This is a genomic window from Micromonospora sp. A202 (assembly GCF_006715105.1).
In the GTDB taxonomy this organism is placed as follows: Bacteria; Actinomycetota; Actinomycetes; order Mycobacteriales; family Micromonosporaceae; genus Micromonospora; species Micromonospora zamorensis.
In genome coordinates this window covers 6,020,918-6,045,074 of the sequence record NZ_VFMP01000001.1, presented here as the reverse complement: position 1 = coordinate 6,045,074, position 24,157 = coordinate 6,020,918, and the positions used below count along the sequence as shown (strand labels likewise).

20 protein-coding genes are annotated in these 24,157 nt (G+C 70.7%); 16 read left to right on the top strand and 4 right to left on the bottom strand.

Annotated features, from left to right (window positions below):
* Nucleotides 1-15 precede the first annotated feature (15 nt).
* The gene (locus FBZ33_RS27980; protein ID WP_370453054.1) at nt 16-2,436 is read right to left on the bottom strand and encodes a M28 family peptidase; all 2,421 of its coding nucleotides are present in this window, start codon (nt 2,434-2,436) and stop codon (nt 16-18) included.
* 245 nt (nt 2,437-2,681) lie between these two features.
* Between FBZ33_RS27980 and FBZ33_RS27975 the strand changes: the two genes are divergently transcribed.
* The 7 genes from FBZ33_RS27975 to FBZ33_RS27945 all read left to right on the top strand — a co-directional run bounded on the left by FBZ33_RS27975 (nt 2,682) and on the right by FBZ33_RS27945 (nt 11,479).
* Nucleotides 2,682-3,926: a PP2C family protein-serine/threonine phosphatase gene (locus FBZ33_RS27975; RefSeq protein ID WP_255509055.1), complete on the top strand. Its 1,245-nt coding sequence runs from the start codon at nt 2,682-2,684 to the stop codon at nt 3,924-3,926.
* Nucleotides 3,923-5,656 (top strand): ATP-binding protein, encoded by a 1,734-nt coding sequence (locus FBZ33_RS27970; RefSeq protein ID WP_141911269.1) that lies wholly within the window; start codon nt 3,923-3,925, stop codon nt 5,654-5,656. The genes FBZ33_RS27975 and FBZ33_RS27970 overlap by 4 nt, the downstream gene beginning before the upstream one ends.
* On the top strand, nt 5,653-6,105 hold the full coding sequence (locus FBZ33_RS27965) for a response regulator (RefSeq protein ID WP_141911267.1): 453 nt from the start codon (nt 5,653-5,655) through the stop codon (nt 6,103-6,105). Before FBZ33_RS27970 ends, FBZ33_RS27965 begins: the two co-directional genes overlap by 4 nt.
* Nucleotides 6,098-6,907, top strand: a complete 810-nt coding sequence (locus FBZ33_RS27960) for an inositol monophosphatase (RefSeq protein ID WP_141911266.1) — start codon at nt 6,098-6,100, stop codon at nt 6,905-6,907. The genes FBZ33_RS27965 and FBZ33_RS27960 overlap by 8 nt, the downstream gene beginning before the upstream one ends.
* A 247-nt stretch (nt 6,908-7,154) precedes the next feature.
* Entirely contained in the window at nt 7,155-8,159 is a 1,005-nt protein-coding gene (locus tag FBZ33_RS27955; protein ID WP_141912985.1) for a hypothetical protein, read from the top strand.
* 36 nt (nt 8,160-8,195) lie between these two features.
* Nucleotides 8,196-9,758 carry a fused MFS/spermidine synthase gene (locus tag FBZ33_RS27950; RefSeq protein WP_088950303.1) on the top strand — a complete coding sequence of 521 codons (1,563 nt, stop codon included), beginning with the start codon at nt 8,196-8,198 and terminating at the stop codon, nt 9,756-9,758.
* Between the two features lie 71 nt (nt 9,759-9,829).
* Complete coding sequence (locus FBZ33_RS27945; RefSeq protein WP_141911264.1) at nt 9,830-11,479, top strand: serine/threonine-protein kinase; 1,650 nt, start codon at nt 9,830-9,832, stop codon at nt 11,477-11,479.
* A gap of 41 nt (nt 11,480-11,520) precedes the next feature.
* Here the strand turns inward: FBZ33_RS27945 and FBZ33_RS27940 are convergent, their stop codons facing one another.
* Nucleotides 11,521-12,189 (bottom strand): TrkA family potassium uptake protein, encoded by a 669-nt coding sequence (locus FBZ33_RS27940; protein ID WP_141911261.1) that lies wholly within the window; start codon nt 12,187-12,189, stop codon nt 11,521-11,523.
* 17 nt (nt 12,190-12,206) lie between these two features.
* Nucleotides 12,207-13,541 (bottom strand): TrkH family potassium uptake protein, encoded by a 1,335-nt coding sequence (locus FBZ33_RS27935; RefSeq protein WP_141911259.1) that lies wholly within the window; start codon nt 13,539-13,541, stop codon nt 12,207-12,209.
* Between the two features lie 141 nt (nt 13,542-13,682).
* On the opposite strand from FBZ33_RS27935, the gene FBZ33_RS27930 reads away from it, so the two are divergent.
* The 3 genes from FBZ33_RS27930 (at nt 13,683) to FBZ33_RS27920 (ending at nt 16,815) form a co-directional block, all read left to right on the top strand.
* Complete coding sequence (locus FBZ33_RS27930) at nt 13,683-14,807, top strand: glycerophosphodiester phosphodiesterase (protein ID WP_141911257.1); 1,125 nt, start codon at nt 13,683-13,685, stop codon at nt 14,805-14,807.
* 212 nt (nt 14,808-15,019) lie between these two features.
* On the top strand, nt 15,020-15,481 hold the full coding sequence (locus FBZ33_RS27925; RefSeq protein ID WP_141911255.1) for a tetratricopeptide repeat protein: 462 nt from the start codon (nt 15,020-15,022) through the stop codon (nt 15,479-15,481).
* Nucleotides 15,482-16,059: 578 nt separating this feature from the next.
* Nucleotides 16,060-16,815, top strand: a complete 756-nt coding sequence (locus tag FBZ33_RS27920; protein WP_141911253.1) for a DUF5131 family protein — start codon at nt 16,060-16,062, stop codon at nt 16,813-16,815.
* Between the two features lie 26 nt (nt 16,816-16,841).
* On the opposite strand, the gene tcmP is transcribed toward FBZ33_RS27920, so the two are convergent.
* On the bottom strand, nt 16,842-18,017 hold the full coding sequence (gene tcmP / locus FBZ33_RS27915) for a three-Cys-motif partner protein TcmP (RefSeq protein WP_141911251.1): 1,176 nt from the start codon (nt 18,015-18,017) through the stop codon (nt 16,842-16,844).
* A gap of 575 nt (nt 18,018-18,592) precedes the next feature.
* Here tcmP and FBZ33_RS27910 point away from each other — a divergent pair.
* The 6 genes from FBZ33_RS27910 to FBZ33_RS27885 all read left to right on the top strand — a co-directional run bounded on the left by FBZ33_RS27910 (nt 18,593) and on the right by FBZ33_RS27885 (nt 24,134).
* Nucleotides 18,593-19,792 (top strand): substrate-binding domain-containing protein, encoded by a 1,200-nt coding sequence (locus FBZ33_RS27910; RefSeq protein ID WP_088950299.1) that lies wholly within the window; start codon nt 18,593-18,595, stop codon nt 19,790-19,792.
* Nucleotides 19,793-19,795: 3 nt separating this feature from the next.
* On the top strand, nt 19,796-20,539 hold the full coding sequence (locus FBZ33_RS27905; RefSeq protein WP_088950298.1) for an ABC transporter ATP-binding protein: 744 nt from the start codon (nt 19,796-19,798) through the stop codon (nt 20,537-20,539).
* Nucleotides 20,540-20,550: 11 nt separating this feature from the next.
* Nucleotides 20,551-21,276 (top strand): ABC transporter ATP-binding protein, encoded by a 726-nt coding sequence (locus FBZ33_RS27900; protein ID WP_172862113.1) that lies wholly within the window; start codon nt 20,551-20,553, stop codon nt 21,274-21,276.
* Nucleotides 21,276-22,166, top strand: a complete 891-nt coding sequence (locus FBZ33_RS27895; RefSeq protein WP_088950297.1) for a branched-chain amino acid ABC transporter permease — start codon at nt 21,276-21,278, stop codon at nt 22,164-22,166. Before FBZ33_RS27900 ends, FBZ33_RS27895 begins: the two co-directional genes overlap by 1 nt.
* Entirely contained in the window at nt 22,163-23,266 is a 1,104-nt protein-coding gene (locus FBZ33_RS27890) for a branched-chain amino acid ABC transporter permease (RefSeq protein WP_141911249.1), read from the top strand. Before FBZ33_RS27895 ends, FBZ33_RS27890 begins: the two co-directional genes overlap by 4 nt.
* A gap of 121 nt (nt 23,267-23,387) precedes the next feature.
* Nucleotides 23,388-24,134 (top strand): SDR family NAD(P)-dependent oxidoreductase, encoded by a 747-nt coding sequence (locus tag FBZ33_RS27885; protein WP_141911247.1) that lies wholly within the window; start codon nt 23,388-23,390, stop codon nt 24,132-24,134.
* Nucleotides 24,135-24,157: the final 23 nt, after the last annotated feature.

Here is a 24,157-nt window from a genome sequence, read left to right as displayed (position 1 = left end):
CCGGGCCGCTTCGGGTCAGATCGGATAGGTGCGGGCGACCGCCAGCATCTCGGAGCTGTGCGACCCGACGACGCCGACGGCCGGCGGCCGGGCGCGGAAGCCGGGCAGCGCGTCCAACCCGTCACTGGCGTCCATGGCCCGCAACGCCACCTGCCCGGCGATGGGCCGTACTGTCAACGTGACCTCGATGCCCTCGGTGGGCGGGGCGTGGAACACCAGACCGAAGCCCCACTTGCCCTCGCGGGGCTCCACCGGCACCGGCCGTCCGGCGACCTCGGCCCGCAGCACGGTGGCGGTCGACGTGTCGACGTGCAGGGTGGCGAGCCGGGCGGCCCGCTGCGGGGTGAGCCGCAGTCGCAACGTGCGTTCTCCACCAGCCGTGGCGTCGGCCACCACGTCCAGCTTCGGGGCCGGCAGGTTCGCCGGCTGTGCCGGTCCGGCCCGCAGCTCACTGTCGCCGAGCCCGGGGAAGTCGTCGCCGACGTCGGCCGTCCCGTCCACGTAGCCGTCCGTCCACGACTGCGGGTCACTCTCGTGGCTGAGCCAGCGGGCCTGGCCGGTGCCGGCGTCCATGGCGTACATCAGGTGGGTGGGCGCGGGATGGTCGGCGTCGAAGCGGTCGACGCCCAGCCCGACCCCGGCGAGCACCACCGCCGCCACGGCCGTGGCGGCGGCCGGGAGCACGCCGAGCCGTCGGGCCCGCAGTGCCAGCAGGCCGCGCTGGCCGCCGGCCTGCGGGTGCAGCAGGTCGACCACCGGCAGGGCGGTCAGGCCGAGCAGCACCGCGACCAGCGCGGCAACCCCGCCCATGCCCATCCCCAGCGCGGGGAAGAGCAGCACCACGGTGGGCAGCAGGATGACCACACCAACGGCCGCGGCGGCGGTCACGGCCACCACCGGCCACGGCCCGGTCTGCCGGGTACGCAGCGCGACCAGCCCACCGAGGGCGCCGGCCAGCGCCGGCACTGTGGTGAGGTACGCCCCGCCGGGCACCGCCACGGCGAGCAGCACTCCGAGCAGCGCCAGCCAGGCCAGCCCGCCGACCGCGAGTGCGGCCGGGCCGATCCGGCGGCGGGTCAGCGCGTACCAGGCGAACAGAATGGCGGCGGCGAGCGCCACGACGGCCAGGCGGTACCAGATCGGCCGGTACGGGTCGAGCAGCTCCGCGTACCCCGGTCGGATCGCGGTGATCGCAAGCCAGAGCAGCTGGGCGGCGACCGGCGCGACCACGATCGGCACCAGGGCCAGCCCGAAGCCGGCGGCGAGCCGGCCGATGCTGGCCCGGCCCTGCCGACGGGTCAGCCAGCCCAGCGCGGCGACCGCCGCCACCGCGAGCAGGGCCAGTGGCAGGGTGAGCGTGCCCGGGTAGCGGACGAGGCCGCCGGGGACCGGGAAGTAGGTCGCGTCGTGCCCGGAGCGCAGCTCGGTCAGGTCGGTGCGGCCGAACTCCCGGGCCAGGCCCAGCGCGTTGTCCCCGTGCTGTTGGAGGCTGCCCCGGTCCATGGCCTCCGGCGTGTCCAACGGTGTGTGGTAGATCGCGCCACCGTCGATGTACGCCGAGTTCAGCCCGATGAACTTCTGGTCCAGGAACGCTGTGAAGTCGGTGTCGTTGGGCAGCGCCCGGTAGATCTCCACCGCGAACGAGGTGCCGACCGGGTGCGGTGCGGCCCGGCCAAAGATGTCCACCAGTTTCGCGTTGTTGCGGGACGTCTCGAACATGATCACCGGCCCGGTGGAGCCCCGCGCCTCCAGGTTGAGCACCACCCCGCCGTCGGCGGCCAGCGGGTGACTGCTGGCGAACGCCGCAGCGCCGCACAGGCACGCCTCCTCGGCGTCGGTGAGCACGAAGACGATGTCGTTGCGTGGCCGGGGGCCGGTGGTCAGCGCGCGGGCCACCTCCAGGATGGCCGACGTGCCGGCGGCGTCGTCGTTGCCACCCGGCCCGGTCTGCACCGAGTCGTAGTGGGCGGCCAGGAAGACCCGACCGGTCGAGTCGGTGCCGGGCAGCCGGGCCACCACGTTGCGTACGCGGGCCACTGTCGCCCCGCCCGCCGCCCCGCTGAGCTGGCCGGCCTCCGGTGCCACGGTGTCCTGCACCTCGGTTTCCAGGCCCAGGCCGCGCAACTGCTGCTCAAGGTGCGTGCGGACCTGGTCGTTGGCCGGGCTGCCGGCGACGTGCGTCCGGGCGGCGATCACCTGGACGTCCTCGTACGCCCGGCTGGCGCTGAACTCACCCGCCGGCGCGTCCGCCGGCTTCGGTGCCGGGGTGCGCAGGTCGAGCAGGCTGCCGGCGCCGACGGCGGCCAGCGCGACCAGAGCCGCAGCGGCGGCCAGGAGCCGCCGGCGAGGTCGCGTCAGGGCCCGGTCGGCAGGGGGGACGCCTGGAGCCGGACGGGCCGGCGTGCCCGTCGTGGCCGGGGTGGTGGGTGCGCCCACGGGAACTCCTTGGGGGGTGGTGGGGCCTGGGGTGGCACCATCCTGCCCGTCAGCGGCTTCCGATGGGACGGCCGGTAGGCCCCCCATCGACCGCCCGCCCGGTTTGTCATCCGACGGGCAGTGATCCGCACCGCCCCCGCCCGCGCCGGAGCCATCGTGTTGTGTGCGACCGTTGTCTAATACAGGATCAGCAGGGCACTCGGAAGGAGCCCGACATCACCAGCGAACTCCCGCGCCTCGCGGCGGTGACCCGGCCGACCCGGGGAGCCGGTCTGACCGGTTCCCCAGTAGTGCCGTACCCGCACGGCGGTCTGGCGCGGCACGCCAACCTGCCACCTGGCGAGCGGTTGCGGGTGCTGCTGGTGGAGGACGACGAGGGCGACGCCTTCCTGGTCTCCGAGCTGCTCGCCGAGACCAACTCGATGATCGATCTGACGGTCGCCACCAGCCTTCGGGAGGCGCGACAGCGGATCGTCGACGTCGACTGCGTCCTGCTAGACCTGGGCCTGCCCGACGCGCAGGGGTTGGACGGGCTGCGCCAGGTGCTGGAGATGTCCAGCGGCGCCGCGGTCTGTGTGCTGACCGGCCGTTCGGACGAGCACCTGGGTGTCGTGGCGGTCGCCGAGGGCGCACAGGACTACCTGGTCAAGGGTCAGGTCGACGGGGTGCTGCTGACCCGGGCGCTGCGCTACGCCGTTGAGCGTAAGCGCGCCGACGAGAACGCCCGACGGCTGCGCGAGGTCGAGTTGCGTCAGGCCGAGTCGGCGCGACTCGAACGCGGCCTGCTGCCCCAGCCGCTGATGACGACCGACCAGGTGGCGGTGCACACCTTCTACCGGCCCGGCCGGCACGCCGCGTTGATCGGCGGGGACTTCTTCGACGTGGTGCAGACCCGCCCGGACCGCATCGACCTGATCGTCGGTGACGTCTGCGGGCACGGGGTGGACGAGGCCGCGCTCGGCGTCGAGTTGCGGGTGGCCTGGCGTGCCCTGGTGCTCGCCGGAGTGCCGGACGACGAGGTGCTGCCCGCGCTGGAGCAGGTGCTGATGAGTGAGCGCCGCCTCCAGGAGATCTTCGCGACGGTGGCCACCACCAGACTGGACCTGGACGCCAACCGGGCCACCGTCCGACTCGCCGGGCACCCGCCGCCGCTGCTGCTCTCCGGCGGCCGGGTCGCCCCGGTGCCCGCGCCCGGCGGCCGACTGCTGGGCGTACGACCCCGCCGGCCGATCGCCTACGACCTGGAGTTCGACACCGATGACTGGTCCCTGCTGATGTACACCGACGGCCTCATCGAGGGGCGGGTGGGAGCGGGCAACGAACGCCTCGACGTGCCGGGGCTGACCGGGCTGCTCCACGAGCCGGCCAACCGGTCGGTGTCGCTGCCCGAGCTGCCGGCCTGGCTGGTCGGCCGGGCCGAGCGGCTCAACGGTGGCGCGCTCGCCGACGACGTGGCCATGCTGCTGGTCAGCCGGGGTGGTGGCCGGTGAAGCCGGTGGTCGGCGGCTGGAGTCTGCGCCGCCGGGTCATCAGCCTGCTCACCGTCGTGGGCTTCCTGTTGATCGCCCTGGCCGGCGCGGAAGCGGCGATGGCCGCCCGCAACCGCACCCAGATCGACGCCGTCCTGAACGAGACCGGCCCGTTGCGGGTGCAGTCCCAGGAACTGCTCAACGCGCTGCTCGACCAGGAGACGGCGATCCGCGGCTACGCGGTCAGCGGTGACCAGGACGACCTGATCCCCTATCGGGAGGGGCTCGACCAGGAGAAGAGCGTCACTGCCTCGATGCGAGGGCTGCTCGACAACTATCCGCAGATCAGCCAGGAGCTGCGGACCGTCGAGGACCGCATCGCGCAGTGGCGGCAGTCGGTCGCCGAGCCGGTGATCACCACCACCGAGCGCAGCGGCACCAGCGCGGGCCAGGCACTGGTCACCGAGCAGGCCCGGCAGCAGTTCGACGACGTGCGCACGGCGGTCAACGACCTACAGGAGGAGGTCCTTGCCGCCCGGGAACAGACTGCCAGGAACGTCCGCACCAGCAGCAACGTGCTGGTCGTCCTGCTGATCGTCGCCGCCCTGGTGGTGGTCCTGGCCGGTGCGGTCCTGCTGCTGTCGCTGGACCGGATGGTGGTCCGGCCACTGACCGCCCTGGCCATCCAGGTCCGCGAGGTCGCCGAGGGCGACTACCAGCACCGCATCGCCACCGTCGGCCCGCCGGAGTTCATCCAGCTCGGCGAGGACGTGGACGCGATGCGTCAGAAGATCGCCGCCGACCTGGCCGAGGTGCGGGCTGCCCGCGAGCGCATCGAGTGGGTCAACAGCCAGCTCCAGAAGCAGGCCGAGGAGCTGACCCGGTCCAACCGTGACCTGGAGCAGTTCGCGTACGTGGCCTCGCACGATCTCCAGGAGCCGCTGCGCAAGGTGGCCAGCTTCTGCCAGTTGCTCCAGCGCCGCTATGCCGGGCAGCTCGACGAGCGGGCCGACCAGTACATCGCCTTCGCGGTGGACGGCGCGCAACGCATGCAGCGCCTGATCAACGACCTGCTCGCGTTCTCCCGGATCGGCCGGCTCACCACCGGTTTCGTCGAGGTCGACCTCAACAAGGTGATGGGCGACGTGGCCGGCCAGACCGAGGCCGCGCGGCAGTACGCCGACGCCGAGCTGACCTGGACGGACCTGCCGGTGATCTCGGGTGAGGAACCGCTGCTCACCAACCTGCTGGCCAACCTGGTCAGCAACTCGATCAAGTTCCGGCGCGCGGACGTCGCGCCCAAGGTGCACATCTCGGCCCGGTTGGTGGGCGCCGAGTGGGAGATCTCCTGTCAGGACAACGGCATCGGGATCGAGCCGGAGTTCGCCGACAAGATCTTCGTGATCTTCCAGCGGCTGCACTCGAAGGACGCGTACCCGGGCACCGGGATCGGGCTGGCCATCGTCAAGAAGATCGTCGAATACCACGGTGGCCGGGTGTGGGTGGACACCGACGTACCGGAGGGCACCGCGATCCGCTTCACCCTGCCGGCGCTCCCGGCGGACGTGGAGGCGGCTGCCGCTGTCGACTCGGCCGAGGCGCCGCCGGCCCTGGCGGCGGGCGACACGACGGCCTCGAACGAGGATCCGGCAGACTCGGCGGAGCAGTCCGGAGGGTCGGACCAGCCGGACCGGGCCGACGGGGCGCCGGAAAGCGGTAGAACGGGTGACATGAGGGAGACGGTGGGATGACCGCGCCGGCGGATGGCAAGAGCCCGATCGAGGTCCTGCTCGTGGAGGACGACCCGGGTGACGTGTTGATGACCCAGGAGGCGTTCGAGGAGCACAAGCTGCGTAACCGGCTGACCGTCGTCTCCGACGGCGCCGAGGCGCTCGCCTACCTGCGGCGGGAGGGCCAGTACGCCGACGCGGTGGCCCCCGACCTGATCCTGCTCGACCTCAACCTGCCCCGCCGCGACGGCCGGGAGGTGCTGGAAGAGATCAAGAAGGACGAGGAACTGCGCCGGATCCCGGTCGTGGTGCTCACCACCTCGCAAGCCGACGAGGACATCCTGCGCAGCTACCAGCTGCACGCCAACGCCTACGTGACCAAGCCGGTGGACTTCGAGCGCTTCATAGCGGTGGTCCGCCAGATCGACGAGTTCTTCGTCAGCGTGGTCAAGTTGCCGCCGCGTGGCTGACACCCTGCTCGACGACGTTGGCGACCTGCTCCGGGAGGCCGCCGACCAGGCCGTGCTGCCACTGTTCCGCAAGCTCGACGACGCGGACGTTTCGGAGAAGGCGCACGGTGAGGTGGTCACCGTCGCCGACCAGCGGGCCGAGGAGCTGCTGTCGGCGGGGTTGCGCCGACTGCGTCCGGGCTCGATGGTGGTCGGCGAGGAGGGCGTCGCCGACGACCCGGCGCTCCTGCGCCACCTGGGCGACGGTGGGGACGTCTGGTTGGTCGACCCGGTCGACGGCACCGCCAACTTCGCCGCTGGTCGCCGGCCGTTCGCCCTGATGGTGTCGCTGCTGACCGACGGGCGGCCGAACGCCGGCTGGATCCTCGACCCGCTCGCCGACACCCTCGCCGTGGGCTCGGCGGACGACGGCACCCTGCTCAACGGCCGACCCGTCGACACCACCGCCTCGCTGCCGCCGCTCGGCGAGCTGCGGGGCGCGGCGATGACCAAGTTCCTGCCGCCGGAGATCCGGGACCGGGTCCGCGCCGGCGGTCGACACCTCGGTGAGCTGCTGCCCGGCCAGCACTGCGCCGGCCGCGAATACCTGGACATCCTCACCGGTGAGCAGCAGTTCGTCCTCTTCTGGCGCACCCTGCCGTGGGACCACGCCCCGGGCACCCTTCTGGTCCGCGCGGCCGGTGGCGTCGCCCGCAGGTTCGACGGCGCCGACTACCACCCCTCCGACGACGGCCGCGGGCTGCTCGTCGCGGCCAACGAGCAGATCTGGGACGAGGTACGCGACGCCCTGCTCAGCCCCTGATCCGACGCTGCGCGGGCTCCTGGACGCTCTGCGCGAGGCTTCTGGACGCTCTGCGCGACGGCGCTGGAACGCTCTGTCGACATCTGGGCGGCCCGGAGGTCAGGGGGATGGTCAGCAGCCCACAGTCCGGTATCGTGACCGGCGGTCTCCGCCAGCAGGCCGCCGACCGGCGCCGGCGGGGACGCCGCCGCGCAGTGGTTCACCGGGGGCCGGCGGTCGACGGAAGGACGCTTTCGTGCCCAGGACCATGCTCCGCCCGCGGCTCGGTCGCCGCGCTCTGTTCGCTCTGCTCGCCGCCGTCGCGCTCGTGCTCGGCGGTGCCGCCGTGCCCGCGTACGCGGAGCCCGGCGAGGGGGGCAGCAAGAAGCTGCAGGACGCGTTGGAGCTGACCGCCAAGGGGCACATCGAGGCGAAGGCCAAACTGGACAACTCCAAGCGTCGCCAGACGGCGCTGACCGGTGAGTTGGCGGCGGTCGAGGGTCGACTGGTCGGGTTGAGCGCCCAGGTCGGCGAGGTGGCCGCCCAGTCGTACCGGGTCGGCCGGCTCACCCCGGCGACCATGCTGCTCAACACCAGCACGCCGCAGGCGTTCCTGGAACGCGTCAGCGACCTCGACATGATGGCCCAGCGGGACAGCAAGCGGCTGCGTGACCTCGTCGAGACTCGGGAGCAGGCGCAGCAGGCCAAGATCGCCATCGACGCCGAGGTCCGTGAGCAGCAGAAGCAGCTCGCCGTGATGGCGAAGAAGAAGAAGGAGGCCGAGGCGGCGCTCGCCGAGGTCAGCTCGGGCAGCAGCAACGGGTTCAGCGGCGGCAGTTCCACCTCGGCTAAGCCGGCCCCGCGCAACTCGGACGGGTCCTGGCCGTCGGAGTCGTGCTCGGTGAAGGACCCGACCACCTCCGGCTGCATCACCCCGCGCACCCTGAACGCGCTCAAGCAGACCCAGGCGGCCGGCTACAAGCGGCACGTCTCCTGTAAGCGTGAGGGCGGCGGCGGCGAGCACCCGAAGGGGCGTGCCTGCGACTTCGCGGCCGCCACGAACGGCTTCGAGGATCGCAACGCGACCGGTGGCGACAAGGCGTACGGTGACAGCCTCGCCGCCTGGCACGTGCGAAACGCCGACCGTCTCGGCGTGCTCTACGTGATCTGGTACAGGCAGATTTGGCACCCCGGCACCGGGTGGCGTTCGTACAGCGGCAGCGGCAGCCCCGCCGCATCCCACACGAACCATGTTCATCTCTCGATGTACTGACCCGGAGCACCAGCTTCGCTGCGTACCATCGCGACGATGAGCACCCCACCGTCCGACGTAGCGGCCCCGCCGGCGTCCTCGGCCCCGCCCGTTGCGGTCACCGGCCGGGCGCTGCCCAACGGCCTGGCCGCCTTCCTGGTCTTCTTCTCCAGCGGCGCCGTACTGGTGCTGGAAACCGTCGCGTTGCGCCTGGTCGGCCCCTACGTCGGGGTGACCCTCCAGGTGACCAGCTCGGTGATCGGCATCGCGTTGGCAGCGATCGCGTACGGGGCGTGGTCCGGTGGTTGGCTGGCGGACCGGCGCAACCCGCGTGGCCTGCTGGCACCGGCGCTGGTGCTGGCCGGCATCGCCACCGCCATCACCCTGCCCGTCGTCCGGTACGCCGGTGAGGTGCTGCGGGGCGGCGCGGCCAGCGCGATCCTGCTGCTGGTGGCGCTGGCCGTGTTCGTGCCGGCCGCGTTGCTGGCGGCGGTCACCCCGCTGGTCGTGAAGCTCCAGCTCGCCGACCTGCGCCGCACCGGCCAGGTGGTCGGTCGACTCTCCGGGATCGGCACGCTGGGCGGCATCACCGCCACGCTGCTCACCGGCTTCGTGCTGGTCGCCGCGCTGCGCAGCACCGTCATCCTGCTGACCCTCGCGGTCGCGCTCGGGCTGGTCGGTCTCGGCCTCGGCTGGTACCTGCGCCGGCAGGAGCCCACCGAGCTGCCCGGTCCGGCCCGGACCCGGGCCGCGCTGGCCGTGCTCGGCCTGGTCGGGGCAGGGCTGACCACCGTGGCGCCGAACCCGTGCGACATCGAGACGGCCTACCACTGCGCCCGGGTCACCGCCGACCCGGACCGGCCCACCGGACGGACGCTGCTGCTCAACTCGGCCCACCACTCGTACGTGGACCTCGCCGACCCGAAACACCTGGAGTACGCGTACACGAAGTGGATCGGCGCCGTCGCCGACGTCGCCGCGCCAGCCGGTCAGCGGCTGGACGCGCTGCACCTGGGCGGCGGCGGGTTCACCGTGCCGACCTACCTGACCGCGACCCGGCCGGGCACCGAGAACGTCGTGTTCGAGATCGACGGCGGGCTGGTCGAGTTGGGCGAGCGGGAGCTGGGCGTACGCCCGGGGCCGCAGCTGCGGACGGTGGTGGGCGACGCCCGCATGCTGGTCGTCGGCGAGCCGACGGACAGCCGCGACCTGGTGGTCGGTGACGCGTTCGGTCACCTCGTGGTGCCCTGGCACCTGGCCACCCGGGAGATGGCCGCCGAGGTCCGGCGGGTCACCCGCCCCGGCGGCGTGTACGTGCAGAACGTCATCGACTACCCGCCGCTGCGGTTCATCCGTGCCGAGCTGGCCACCGTGGCGGCCGAGTTCCGGCACGTCGCGTTGATCGCGCCGCCGGAGGCGCTCGCCGAGGAACAGGGTTCCAACTTCCTCATCGTCGGCTCCGACGCGCCGCTGCCGCTGGACGCCGTCCGCACCCGACTGAGCGAGGTGGACCCCAAGGTCAGCCTGCTGTCCGGCGCGGAGCTGACGGATTTCGTCGGTGGGGCGATGGTGTTGACCGACGACTACGCCCCGGTGGACCAACTGCTGGCTACCGCCTGAACGAGTGACAATCCTGACCGATTCCGATCCTCCGGGTGTAGGTCGGTTGCTTGTGGGCAACAACGCACACCATGGGTGGTGGGGACCGGAACGGCGCGCAACTGCTCGATCAGCGGTACCGGCTGATCGAGCAGCTCGGCGCGGGCGGCATGTCGGTGGTCTGGCGCGGGTACGACGAGGTGCTCGGCCGCCAGGTCGCGGTGAAGGTGCTGGCCTCCCGGTTGGCCAGCGACCGGGCCTTCCGCCACCGGATTCGGATCGAGGCGCAGGCCGCCGCGCGGCTCTGCCACCCCAACATCACCAACGTGTACGACTACGGCGAGTCCGAGCAGGTCGGGCTGACCGTGCCGTACGTGGTGATGGAACTGATCGACGGCACCTCCCTGGCCAGCCGGCTGGGCCGGGAGAGCCAGCTTCCCTGGCGGGAGGCCATGACCATCGGCGCGGAGGTCAGCTCGGCGCTGGCCACCGCGCACGCCCGCGGTGTGGTGCACCGTGACGTGACACCGGGCAACGTGATGCTCACGTCGACCGGGGTCAAGGTTGTCGACTTCGGTATCTCCGCGCTGGTGGGGGAGAGCGAGAAGGGGCCGGACGGCACGCTGCTGGGCACCCCCGCGTACCTCGCCCCGGAACGGCTGGACAACGGTCAGGTGTCCCCGGCCACCGACGTGTACGCCGTCGGGCTGCTGCTCTACCGGATGCTCACCGGCCGGCTGCCGTGGCAGGCCAACACCACGACCCAGATGTTGCGGGCGCACATGTACACCGACCCGGATCCGATGCCGGAGGTGCCGGGGCTGCCCGATGAGGTGACCGACCTGGTGCGGCGCTGCCTGGCCAAGCAACCCGCGGACCGGCCGGCGACCGCCGAGGTGGCCAGGACCCTCGCCGACGCGGCCGGGATGCTGGCGGCGGTGCCGGTCTCCCCGGCCGGAGGGCCGCTGGACCCGGCCGCGCTCGCCAGCGCGGGCACCACGATCCTGCCCTGGTCGGCGGAGACCGACGCGTTGCCGATCTCCCGTACCCGCCAGCGGGACCAGAGGGTCCGCCAGCGGGTGAGCCGTCGTCGGCGGGTGGAGGCCGGGGTGGCCGCTGTCGGGCTGATCGCGGTCACCGGCGTGATGTGGGGGTTCACCTCGCGTACCCCGGCCAGCGGCGAGGGCCGGCCGACCACCGAGGCCCGGATGGGCCTGCCGGAGAAGGTGCCGTGCGAGGTGGCGTACGCGCTGCGCACGGACTCCGGCACCGACTTCGCCGCCGAGCTGACGTTGACCAACACCGGTGAGAGTGAGCTGCGGGACTGGGCGATGAGTTTCACTTTCCCCGGTCAGCAGACGGTCACGAAGGCGGAGCCCGCGCCGGTGCAGCAGCAGGGCAGCACCGTGCTGGTCCGGCCGGTGGCCGAGCGCACCACGCTGGCGCCCGGCGCGGCCGAGAAGCTCACCCTCACCGGCACGTACAGCGGGGCGAACCAGCTGCCGGTCGAGTTCCGGCTCGGCGACGTGGCCTGCGGCGTACGCGTCTCCGGGGTGGCCGGCAGCACGCCGTCCACCGCCCCGGCGCGCACAGCCGCCACCACGACGAAGACCCAACCCAAGGCCCCGCCGAAGGCGGCGACAGCTGGCGGCGGCCCGGGTTCGGGTGGCCCCAAGGCCAAGCCTGAGAAGCCCGGCAAGGGCAAAGGGCCGGGTGGTGGTCCGGGAAAAGCGGGAAAGTGACAAAGGGCAAGGGGAAGGGGCCTGGCGGTAAGAAGTGACGGTCAGCGTCGCCCCGCGAACCGTTGCACCTGGTCGATCCCACCCTCCACGACCAACAGCCCACCCTGCGCCAGCGCTGTGTCGTCCGAGGCGTACCGGAAACGCTCACCGGGTGCCTTCGCGCCGATCACCCGGACCCCGGAACGCTCCTCCGGGCGCAGATCGAGCAGGCTGCGCCCGACGAGCGACTCCGGCACCCGGACGGTGGCGATCGCGAAGTCGTCGTCGAACTCGATGAAGTCGAGCAGCCGGCTGACGATCAGGTGCGCCACCCGCTCGCCGGTCTCCGCCTCCGGGAAGATCACGTGGTGCGCGCCGACCGACGACAGGATCTTGGCGTGTTTCTGCGAGGTGGCACGCGCCCAGATCTGCGGCACACCCAGCTCGACCAACGCCAGCACGGTGAGGACGCTCGCCTCCACCGACGCCCCGATGGCCACCACCGCCCGGCCGAAGCTGGTGACGCCGAGCTGCCGCAGCGCACCGTCCTCCGTCGCGTCGGCCTGGACCACCCGGTCGAGCTGCGCCGAGAAGCGCTGCACCTGATCCGGGTTGCGGTCGACGGCCAGCACCTCGCGGTCCATCCGGTTGAGCGACGCGGCCAGATGGCAGCCGAAGCGACCCAACCCGATCACCACGATGCCGCCGCCGTCCGATCGTCTCGCCGACACCTCGACCCTCCTCGCTCCTAGCCGACAATGGGTTGTTCCTGGGGGTAGCGGTAGAGCCTGCGCCGGGTGTTCAGGGCGATCGCCGAGCCGAGGGTGAGCGGCCCGACCCGGCCGATGAACATCAGCACGGTCAGCACCAGCTGGCCGCTGGCCGGCAGCTCGCTGGCCAGACCGACGCTGAGCCCGGTGGTGCTGAACGCGGAGGTGACCTCGAACAGGGCCGCGACGAACCGCACGCCCTCGGTGAGCAGCAGCAGGAGCATGGTCCCGGCCGTCACCAGCGCGACGCTGAGCAGGGCCACCGTCACGGCCTGCCGCTGACTCGCGGTGGCCACCCGGCGGTGCCCGACCGTCACGTCGGGCTCGCCGCGCAACTCGGCCCAGATGGTGAACGCGAGCAGGAAGAACGTAGACACCTTGATGCCGCCGGCCGTGCTGGCGCTGCCACCGCCGATGAACATCAGCACGATCAGCAGCGGGTAGCTCTCCTCCTGGAGGTCGGCGATGTTCAGCACGTTGAAGCCCCCGGTGCGGCTCAACGCGATCTGGGTGAACGACGCGAGCACCTTGCCCCCGACGTCGTACGAGCCGATGGTGCTGGCGTTGGTCCACTCGGCGGCGAGCAGGCCGACGAAGCCGAGCAGCAGCAGGACCACGCTGCCCCAGATGGTCAACTTGGTGGCCACCGCCCAGCCGGCCGGCTTGCGCCATTCCCGGGCGGCCTCGAACAGGGCCGGAAACCCCAGCCCGCCGACGATGGCCCCGAACGCCAGCGGCAGCGACACCCACGGATCACGGTCGAAGGCCAGCAGACCCTCGGTGTAGAGCGCGAAACCACCGTTGTTGAACGCCTGGACGGCGTGGAACACGCCCGACCACAGGGCCCGTCCGGGCGGATAGTCGTACGCCCACCAGAGGCGGCCGGCGACCACAGCCGTCATCACCGCCTCGCAGGCGAAGACGGTGATCGCGATCCGGCGCAGCAGCCGGCCCACGTCACCGATGCCGAACTCCGCCGTCTCTGCCTGCACCAGCAGCCGGTTACGCAGGCCGAGCTGGCGTGAGACCACCAGGATGACCAGCGCCGCCGCCGTGAGGATGCCGAGACCACCGAGCTGGGTGAGCACGGTGATCACCACAAGGCCGGCGCCGGACCAGTAGTTGGGGGTGTCGTTGATCGCCATCCCCGTCACCGACACCGCCGACGTGGCGGTGAACAACGCGGTGACCAGGGGTGGGCGCTGATGCTCGATGGTCGACCAGCGGGTCATCAGCAGCCCGGTGCCCAGCAGGATCGGCACCAGGAACCCCAGCGGCACGAGCCGCACGGGGTTGCGGAAAAACCGGCGCACCAGACAATCTTCCTTTCCCGCCCGTCGCCCGGAGCGGGAACGCTCATTCCGGAGATTCACCTCCCGGCCAACCCTCGACCAACTGCCGGCCAATCCGGGGCGGTCTCCTGAAGCGGTTCACCCCCACGACAGGAGACGGCGTTGCGACGTACCCTTTCGACCCTCGGCCTGGCCGGCGTGCTGCTCGCCGCCGCCGCCATGGCCGTGCCCACCATCGCCGCCGCCGAGCCCTCGACCGGCGTGGACCGCACCCGGGCGAACGACCGGCCGATCGTGATCGGTCACCGAGGTGCCAGCGGCTACCGGCCGGAACACACCCTGGAGGCGTACCGGCTGGCGATCCGGATGGGCGCCGACTACATCGAGCCGGACCTGGTGTCCACCTCCGACGGCGTCCTGGTCGCCCGGCACGAGAACGAGATCTCCGGCACCACCGACGTGTCGACGCACCCGGAGTTCGCGGCCCGCAAGGCCACCAAGACCATCGACGGTGTCGCCGTGACCGGCTGGTTCACCGATGACTTCACACTGGCCGAGCTGAAGACGCTGCGGGCCAAGGAACGACTGCCGCAGGTCCGGGTGGCGAACACCGCGTTCGACGGCCGCTTCGAGGTGCCCACCCTCCAGGAGGTCATCGACCTGGCCCGGACCGAAGGGCGGACACGGGGCCGCACCATCGGCATCTACCCGGAGACCAAGCACCCGACCTACTTCACGTCGGTCGGCCTGCCGTTGGAGGAGCCGCTGCTGCGGGTGCTGCGGCAGAACAAGCTGGACCGCAGGAACTCGCCGGTCTTCATCCAGTCGTTCGAGACGGCCAACCTGCGCAAGCTGAGCCGGATCACCGACGTGAAGCTGGTCCAACTGCTCGACGCCGCCGGCCGCCCGTACGACTTCACCGTCGCCGGTGACACGCGCGGCTACCAGGACCTCGTCACGCCCGCCGGGCTGAAGTGGATCGCCGGGTACGCCGACGGCATCGGGGCGAACAAGAACCTGCTCGTGCCCCGGGACGCCACCGGTGCCCTGCTCGCCCCCACCAACGTGGTGCGCGACGCGCACCGTGAGCGGCTGCTCGTGCACTCCTGGACGTTCCGCGCGGAGAACCAGTTCCTCCCGGTGGACTTCCGGATCGGCACCGACCCCAACGCGCGCGGCGACATCACCGCCGAGTACGAACTCTTCCTCGGCCTGGGCCTGGACGGCGTCTTCAGCGGCCATCCGGACACCGCCGTCGCCGCCCTAGCCGGGCTCTCTGCGCGCTGACACCGTCCGCCCCTCGGCGGGTTTCCCCCGCCGGTTGGCCTCGGCTGGGAGCTGATCCGCTCCGAGCCGACCGCCGGGCCGATCACGCCCGGCGGCATCGGGGGCGGGATACGTCAGGCGGACCGGCGATGGTATCGGGGTGTTCTGCCGATGGTCTTGAGGCAAGTACGATTCCCGCCGTCGTCGCCAGATGAGCCGTGCAGGAGCAGCTGATGATCACAGATGAGACGCTCGCCCGCATCAACCAAGGGGTGCAGTTGCATCATCATCAAGGTCAGCGTGAAGCTGCTCGCGGTTTGTTTGCGCAGATCTGGGATGAGATCGGCGGTGAGCAAGGCGATCCCTTGCATGTTTGCGTCCTCGCGCACTCGATGGCCGATGTGCAGGACGACGCCCACCAGGAGTTGATCTGGGATCAGCGAGCGCTGGCGGCGGCTGACTTGCTCACCGATGATCGGGTTGCGCAGGCTGGGGTGCCGATGTCGGTGGCTGGTCTGTATCCGTCGTTGCATCTCAATCTGGGCGAGTGCTACCGCAAGCTGGGCGATCTCGGCCGCGCCCGCGAGTGCCTCCAACGTGCGCAGGCGGGGATCGGCGCACTTGGTGATGACGACTACGCGCAGCTGATCAAGGGGGGCTTGGATCGGCTGGCGCAGCAGCTGACCTCCAAGTAGGCGCGCTTCCGAAGAGACCAGCCGGTAGCTGATGGCCGGTCCTGTCAGTTGATCTGTCCCGCGTCCGCGTTTCGGGTTGGGTCTCTCATGCTTCTGTTCCGGGGAACGCGTTGGCTGCGGATCTTCTGGGTGATGTAGTGGCAGACGGAGCCGGAGAGGTCGGCACCGTGTTCGTCGACAGGGGCCAGGTGTGTCGCGGGTGCGAGCAGGTGGCCTCGCGTGCGCGGGCAACGCCTCGCGGACGCTATGGAGCTGATGCCGTAAACGAATCGCACTCGCTTCGAGGATCGCCCTCGATCGATCGAGCAGAATCTTGATGAGCCGAGAGGGTCTGCGGCAGCAGATTCCTTGATGGTGCCGTCTCGCGGTGGGCCGAGGCAACGACATCGGTGAAGCTTCGAATGATCTTCGGACGCGCAGGTCTCAATCGGTCTGGCGCGCAGTCTGTCCTGCGTGCTTGCCGGCGCCTGGCTGGCGGCCTCGTAGCCAGCGAAGATGGCGGGCCGACACGCCGCGCAACCCTTCCCATGCGTACGGTTGTTCGACAGTATTGGCCCGTCGAGTGGAAGGAGGGGCGCATGGCGGACAAAAGCGCCATCGAGTGGACGGAAGCAACCTGGAACCCCACCACCGGTTGTGACCGCATCTCGTCGGGCTGCGACAACTGCTATGCGATGACTCTGGCCAAGCGGCTCAAGGCGATGGGCTCGATTAAGTATCAGACGGACGGAGACCCGCGCACCTCCGGCCCGGGTTTCGGCGTCGCCCTTCACCCTGATGCTCTCGATATTCCTCGTCGCTGGCGTGACCCCCGGACCGTCTTCGTCAACTCCATGTCGGATCTGTTCCACGCCCGGGTGCCTCTCACCTACGTGCAACGGGTGTTCGCCGTCATGCGCGAGACCCCGAGGCACACCTTCCAGGTGCTCACCAAGCGCGCCTCCAGGCTGGCGAAGGTCGCCCATCAGATCGACTGGCCGGCGAACGTCTGGATGGGCGTGAGCGTCGAGGACCACACTCATCGGGGGCGGGTCGCCCAGCTCCGCGACGTGCCGGCTGCGGTACGTTTCATCTCGGCTGAGCCGCTGCTGGGGCCACTGGTCGACCTGGATCTCGACGGCATCGACTGGCTGATCGCGGGGGGCGAGTCGGGGCAGGGCTGCCGCGCGATGGATCCGGCGTGGGTGCGTGACCTCCGGGATCAGTGCGCGGCTGCTGGCACCGCCTTCTTCTTCAAGCAGTGGGGCGGGCGTACGCCGAAGGTTGGCGGCCGGCACCTCGACGGTCGGACGTGGGATGAGATGCCGGCCCCGCGCCTACTCGTGCAGGCATAGGGGGCTGCCGCGGGTGGGGCGCCAGCTCAAGGCCGCCAGAGGACTTCCTTCCAGAAGTCACCCGTGCCGGGGCTGCTGATCCGGCCCTGCCGATGCAGCGACTTGACGGCCTGTCGTACGTGTGGTGCCCAGGCATGCCCGAGCACGTCACCGTAGATCTCTGGCACGCGATCGACGATCTTGATCGTAGAGTTCCGTTCGACCACCTTGATGATGTTTCGCTCGATCGCACCTGACCAGCGCGGGGCGTTCTCGGCCTTGTACTGCTCGGCGTCGAAGACAGGACCGTCGCCGAACAGCGTCTCGGCCACGTGGTCGCCCCGGCGGATCTGTTCCCGGACCCACGCCTCCTCCCATTCGACGCCAGCCTTGCCGAGGGTGTCGGCGAAATGCCAGGCACCTTCTCCATGGGTGGTGAACAGGGCGAGGACGTACTTCGGGGCGAGACCGGGGCGTGGACGCACCGGCATCTGCACCGCCTGGTAGTCGGACCCCTGGGTGAGATCTTGGGCGTACCTGTCCGCAACCCTGAGTGCGACGTCCGTGGCGCGCTGGTCATCGCCCGCATCCGACACCTCGGCGAAATAGCTGCGCCACCAGCCGCCACCCAGGAACCGATCCAATCGTGCGGCGGTCCTCCGGTCGCTCTCCGATAGCCCACCCGATCGATGCTCGGCGACGTGGACGGCACGTCCCATCCGAGCCACGGTGGAGACGCTGAAATGCAGCAGTACTTCGGTCGGCGGCCAACTCGGGCGCCCGAGCAGCCGCGTCCGGATCAGATCGAAGTCGAGAGCCGGACCGAAGGGATCGAGAAAGGCGAAGAGCGAGGCACCCTTCGCTCGGGCCAGCACCTCGGGCAGGTGCTGGTCGAGGGTGCCTTGGCGAAGTTCACGTCGAACCGCCCCGCCCTTATCGCGGAGCACCTGCTCCAGGTTCGCGTAGCTGTCCGGATCCTGCTCGACGAAGAACGCGAGCACGTCGCGGAAGCCTTGGACGAACTCGGCGCACCGGGTCAACAGCAGCGGAGACCCGGGCTCTCCGCCGTCGTACTCGCCTCTGCCGGCGTAGCCGTCGAGGAAGACGATCGGGTTCCCCTGCCCTGTCTTGGAGGCGAATACCACGGGATAGCGCTTGAGGATGCCGTGCTTCAGCACAGCCGCAGCCTTCTTCGACCGGAAAAATTCGTCGTTGTTGGACAACGGCCCTCCCCGCATCGCTCACTTCCGGTCATGAGAAGGTAGCGCTGCGTTGTTGGGTCTGCTGTCCGCGAAGGGGGCACTCGGAGCGGATTTTGCTCGGGGGAACGCCCAGTGAGCAGCGCCGACGGCTCCCTGGTGATTGGTCGTCGCGCCGTCCTCAGTCCATAATCTGACACAGGCGCAGCGCTGACGCGTGATTCGGTGCGCTGGAGCCCTCGTTGGTCAGTTGGTGGGTTGCCGGGGTGGGGTCGTTCGGCCACGTAGGTGCCCCGGCCCTGCTGACCGATGATTAGTCGGCGGTCGTTGGCGGTGTCCGCGCCCGGCCGGCCACGACGGGCCCTGCACCTTACCGAGCCGGGCAGATGGGGCGAGGCGACACAGACCTCGGGTGGTCCGTGGAGGTTCAGGCCACCGGGAGCGCCGGCTCTCCGGTGACCGTGCGGCCCGTTGTAACCCCCGGCCACCTCATTCCTGTTACTTGTGTGTTTCCGCCACATAGCTCGTGGGTGACGTCACTTCTAGCGTGAGCCGTCACGAAGAAGTTCTCTCCCTCCGAGTCCTCATGTGGAGTCGCAATGACGGTCCGGACGACGCGGCGGGTGTTCCTCTCCGCCGCCACGATGATGGCCGCGGCGCTGGCCGCCACGGCCTGTGGTAGCCCGCAGGACACCGCCACCGGCGGCGGCGACAACGCCGCGCCGGTCAAGGTCGGCCTGGTGTACTCCCAGTCGGGTGCCCTGGCCAGCTACGGAAAGCAGTACATCGAGGGTTTCAAGGCGGGGCTGGACTTCGCCACCAAGGGCACCGGCAAGGTCGGTGACCGGAAGATCGAGTTGACCGAGGTCGACGACGCGGGCGACCCGGCCAAGGCGGTCTCCGCCGCGAAGGACCTGATCGGCAAGGGCGCGAAGATCATTGCCGGTTCCACCGCCTCGGGCGTGGCGCTCCAGGTCGCGCCGATCGCCGCGCAGAACAAGGTGCTGTTCATCTCCGGCCCTGCCGCCACCGACGCGGTGACCGGCGCGAACAAGTACACGTTCCGCTCCGGCCGGCAGTCCTACCAGGACGTGGTGACCGCCAAGTCCTTCATCGGCGACCCGGCCGGCAAGAAGGTCGTGGTCTTCGCCCAGGACGGCGCGTTCGGTGACGCCAACGAGGCAGCCGTGAAGGCCGTCATCGGCAGCGCGGGCGCCACCGTGAGCAGTGTCCGGGCGCCGGCCAGCGCCACCGAGTTCACCCCGTTCGCCAGCCAGATCAAGGCGGCGAAGCCGGACCTGCTGTTTGTGGCCTGGGCGGGCACCACCGCCCCGGCGATGTGGCAGACCCTCGACCAGCAGGGCGTGCTCTCGTCCACCACTGTCGTCACGGGCCTGGACATCCGCGCCTCGTGGCAGACCTTCGGCACCGCTGGCGCCAAGATCTCTTTCCTGTCGCACTACTTCGACGGTGCCAGCGACACTGAGGCCAGCAAGGCCCTGAAGGCGAAGGTCACCACCATCGACCTGTTCCACCCGGACGGCTTCGCCGCCGCCCAGATGGTGGTCCGCGCGGCGCAGGAGGGCGGGGACGACGTCGACAAGATGGTCACCGCCCTGGAGGGCTGGAGCTTCGACGGGGTCAAGGGCAAGATGACCATCCGGGCCGCCGACCACGCGCTGCTCCAGCCGATGTTCCAGGCCAAGCTGACCGGCAGCGGCACCGAGTTCACGGCCACCGCGCAGAAGAGCCTCACCGGTGACGAGTCCGCGCCACCGGCCGTGGCGATGAAGGGCTGACCCATGCTCGCCACCCGCGGTCTGACCTGGCGGATCGGTGAGGTCGCCATCGTCGACAGCGTCTACCTCGACCTCGCGCCCGGGGAGTTCCTGGGTGTGATCGGGCCGAACGGCGCCGGCAAGACCTCACTGTTCAACCTGATCACTGGCCTGCGCCGGGCCACGGAGGGCCGGATAGTTCTGGACGGTCAGGACATCGGGGCGCTCCCGCCGCACCGGCGGGCCCGCCTCGGACTGGGCCGTACCTTCCAGGCGTCCTCGGTCTTCGGCTCGCTCAGCGTGCGGGAGAACGTCCGGCTCGCCGTGCAGGCGCACCGCGGGGGCTCGATGGCACTGTGGCGGCGGGCGGCGGCCGACCGGGAGGTCGCCGCCGCCGCCGACGCGGCGCTCGACCGGGTCGGTCTCGCCCACCGGGGTACGGCACTCGCCGGCACCCTGGCCCACGGCGAGAAGCGCAAGTTGGAGATCGCCCTGCTGCTCGCCGGTGAACCGCGGGTGATGCTGCTGGACGAACCGATGGCCGGCGTCAGCGCCGAGGACATCCCCGAACTGGTGGCCGTCATCAAGTCGCTGACCGGCGACAGCGGCCGGGCGGTGCTGATGGTCGAGCACCACATGGACGTCATCCTGGAGCTGGCCGACCGGATCGCCGTCATGCACCACGGCGCGCTGCTGGCCTGCGACACCCCGGAGACGGTGATGGCGAACCCCACGGTGCAAGAGGCCTACCTGGGGGAGTCGCTGTGAGCGCGGGCCTGATGGAACCAGTTCTCACTGTGGAGGACCTGTCGGTCCGGATCTCCGGGCTGCACATCCTCCAGGGGGTGTCCTTCGCGGTCGCCCCGACCGGCGTGACCGTCCTGCTCGGTCGCAACGGCGTCGGCAAGACCACCACGTTGCGCGCGATCGTCGGCCTCACCCCGCCCGCCGGGGAGGTCCGCGGCACCATCCGGATGGGTGCGCAGAACCTGCTGGCCCAGCGCACGCACCGGCTGGTCCGCGGTGGGCTCGGCTATGTGCCCGAGGACCGCTGCGTGTTCGCCGGCCTCACCGTCGCCGAGAACCTGCGGCTCGCCGAGCGGCGCGGCACCAGCCCGGCGTACGACAAGGTTTTCGCGCTCTTCCCGGAGCTGGACCGGCGCGGACGGCAACGGGCGGGTTCGCTGTCCGGCGGGCAGCAGCAGATGCTCGCGATCGGGCGGGTGCTGCTCAACGACAACCGGCTGCTGCTGGTCGACGAGCCGACCAAGGGGTTGGCGCCGAAGGTGGTGACCGAGGTGGCCGAGGTGTTGGAACGGGTCGCGGAGTCGGTGCCGGTGCTGCTCGTCGAGCAGAACCTGGCCGTCGTACGCCGACTGGCCCGCGACGCGGTGGTGCTGGCCGCCGGCAAGGTGGCCTGGACCGGCGACGCCCGTGAACTGTTGTTGGAGACGGCGCTGACGAAGTCGTTGCTGGGTGTCGGCTCGGCGGAGGTGTCCCACTGATGGGGACCGTGATTCTGTTGGCGTTGACCGGGCTGGGCCTGGCAGCGCTGTACTTCCTTGTCGCGTCGGGCCTGTCCCTGGTCTTCGGTCTGGCCGACGTGCTCAACTTCGCGCACGGGCTGTTCCTCGGCGTGGGCGCGTACGGCACCTGGTGGGCGGCGGGCAACCTGCCGGGCGCGGGCTCCGACGGGTTCGGCTTCGTGCTCGCTGTCGCCTTCGGGGTGGCCGCCGGCACGCTGGTCGCGATCCTGGTCGAGCTGGTGCTGATCCGCCCGCTCTACTCCCGCACCATCGAGCAGGTGCTGGTGACCGTCGGCCTGTCCCTGGCCGGGGTGGCGTTGTTGCAGGCCACCTGGGGTGCGGACGCACGCCCGTTCCCGCGTCCCGACTGGACTCGGCAGGTTACCGGGATCCTCGGCGCGCAGGTGCCCAACGGCGGCCTGCTGCTGATCATCGCGGCGGTGCTGGTGCTCGGCGCGATCCTGGCGTTCCTGCGGTGGACCCGGTACGGACTGGTGATCCGGGCCGGGGTGGAGAACCGGGAGATGGTGACCGCCCTCGGCATCGACGTACGCAAGGCGTTCACGCTGGTCTTCGCGATCGGTGGGGCGGCCGCCGCGCTCGCCGGTGCGCTCGGCGGGGTCTACTTCGGCACCGTCTCGCCCGGTCAGGGCAGCTCGCTGCTGATCTTCGCGTTCATCGTGGTGGTGATCGGCGGGATGGGCTCGGTGGTCGGCTCCGCGTACGCGGCGGTCGTGGTCGGCCTGGTGCAGCAGTTCGTCAACTACTACGGCACGTCCGGGCTGGGCGACATCTGCGTGGTCGGGCTGCTGGCCGTGGTGCTGCTGCTGCGCCCGCAGGGCATCGCCGGAAAGGTGGCAACGGCATGACGGTGATCGACGCGCCTCCCGCACAGGTGCCCGACGAGTTGACCCCGCAGCGGGGGCGGTGGCACCGGGTCCGCCCGTTCCTGCCGCTGGTCGCGCTGGTCGTGCTGGCGATCCTGCCGTACTCGACGATCTCCCTGCCGGGGATCTTCGAGGGGCCGGTCAACTCGCCCGGCACCCTGCAACTGCTCGCCATCTGCCTGATCTTCGGCGGTCTGGCGGCCGGGTACGACCTGCTCTTCGGCCGGACCGGCATGCTCTCCTTCGGGCACGCGCTGTACTTCGCGGCCGGTGTGTACGGCACCGACATCCTCATCACCCGGGCCGGTCTGCCGCTGTGGCAGGCGGCGTTGCTGACCATCACCGGCGGGACGATCCTCGCCGCGCTGCTCGGCGCGGTGGCGCTGCGCACCGTGGGCATCGCGTTCGCCATGGTCACGTTGGCCTTCGCCCAGGTCGGCGCGATCCTGGTGGCCCGGGACTTCGGTGGGCTCACCGGCGGCGAGGAGGGTCTGCCGCTGGACGTGTCCGGGCTGCCCGCCGGGCTGGTGGGGGTGACGAACACCGTCAACCTGTACTGGCTGGCGCTCGCGTACCTGACGCTGGTGGTCTTCGTGGTGCACCGGGTGAGCGGTTCCCCGACCGGTCGGGTGCTCGCCGGGCTGCGTGACGACGAGCGGCGGATCGGTGTGCTCGGGCTGGACCCGTACCGCTACAAGCTGGTGGCGTTCACCCTCGCCGGCGGGCTGGCGTCGACGGGCGGGGTGGTCTACGTCCTCATCGTCGGCGGCGCGTCGCCGCACATCACGTCCTCCGAGCTGACCCTGTCGCTGTTGGTCATGGTGGTGCTCGGCGGGCCGGGCACCCGGTGGGGGCCGGTGCTCGGCGGTGTCCTCTACATGTACCTGGACCACCGGCTCACCGCGTTCGGCACGAGCGACGCGGTGGACAACCTGCCGGCCGTCCTCAGCCACCCGCTGAGCCAACCGCTGTTCGTCCTGGGCACTGTCTTCATCCTGGCCGTCTACTTCTTCCCAGGAGGCCTGACGAGCCTGGCCCCCCGCCTGTCCCACCTAACCCGCACCCTCCGCCCCCCACGCTGACCCCAACCCCAACCCCCCTTCTGCCCCCGTCGATCATGAAGTTATAGCCACGACACGCCGTGGCGGATGGCGATAACTTCATGATCGACGGGGTGTTGTCGCGGAGGGGGAGGCTGGGGAGATGGACTCTCGGGTTGCTGTTGTCAGTGGGGGTGGGACCGGGATCGGGGTCGCCGTTGCGGAGGCGCTCGTTCGGGACGGGTACGACGTTCTGATCGTCGGACGGCGGTCGGACGTGCTGTCGGCCGCTGCCGAGCGGATCTCCGCCGAGTGTGGTCGGGCCGACGCCGTCAACGCGGTGACAGCCGACCTGACCGACCCGGAGCAGCTCGACCGGGTGCTCGCGGCGGTCGACGGTCGGCCGGTCGACGTGGTGGTCAACAACGCAGGCGGCTACCTGGGCGGGGACACCGGCACCCTCGCCGGGGCCGCCGCACACTGGCGGGCCAACCTGGACGCCAACGTGCTCACCGCCGTACTGCTGACCGAGGCGTTGCGGCCGGCACTGCGTCGCCCCGGCGGGCGGGTGATCCTGGTCAGCTCGATCGCCGCCCAGCGCGGCGGCGGCGGGGCGTACTCGGCGGCGAAGGCGGCCCTGCACGGCTGGGCGTACGACCTGGCGGCTCAGCTCGGCCCGGACCAGATCACGGTCAACGTGGTGAGCCCCGGTTATGTCGCAGAGACCGAGTTCTTCGGCGACCGGATGACCGCCGAGGGGCACGCGAAGCGGATCGCGGCGACCCTGGTCGGGAGGGCCGGCCTGCCGGACGACATCGCCGAGGCCGTCCGCTATCTCGCCAGCCCGGCCGCCGGTTACGTCACCGGCCAGGTCCTCGGCGTCAACGGGGGCTCGGTCCTCGGCCGTTGATGCACGCCCCCATGAACGACTGA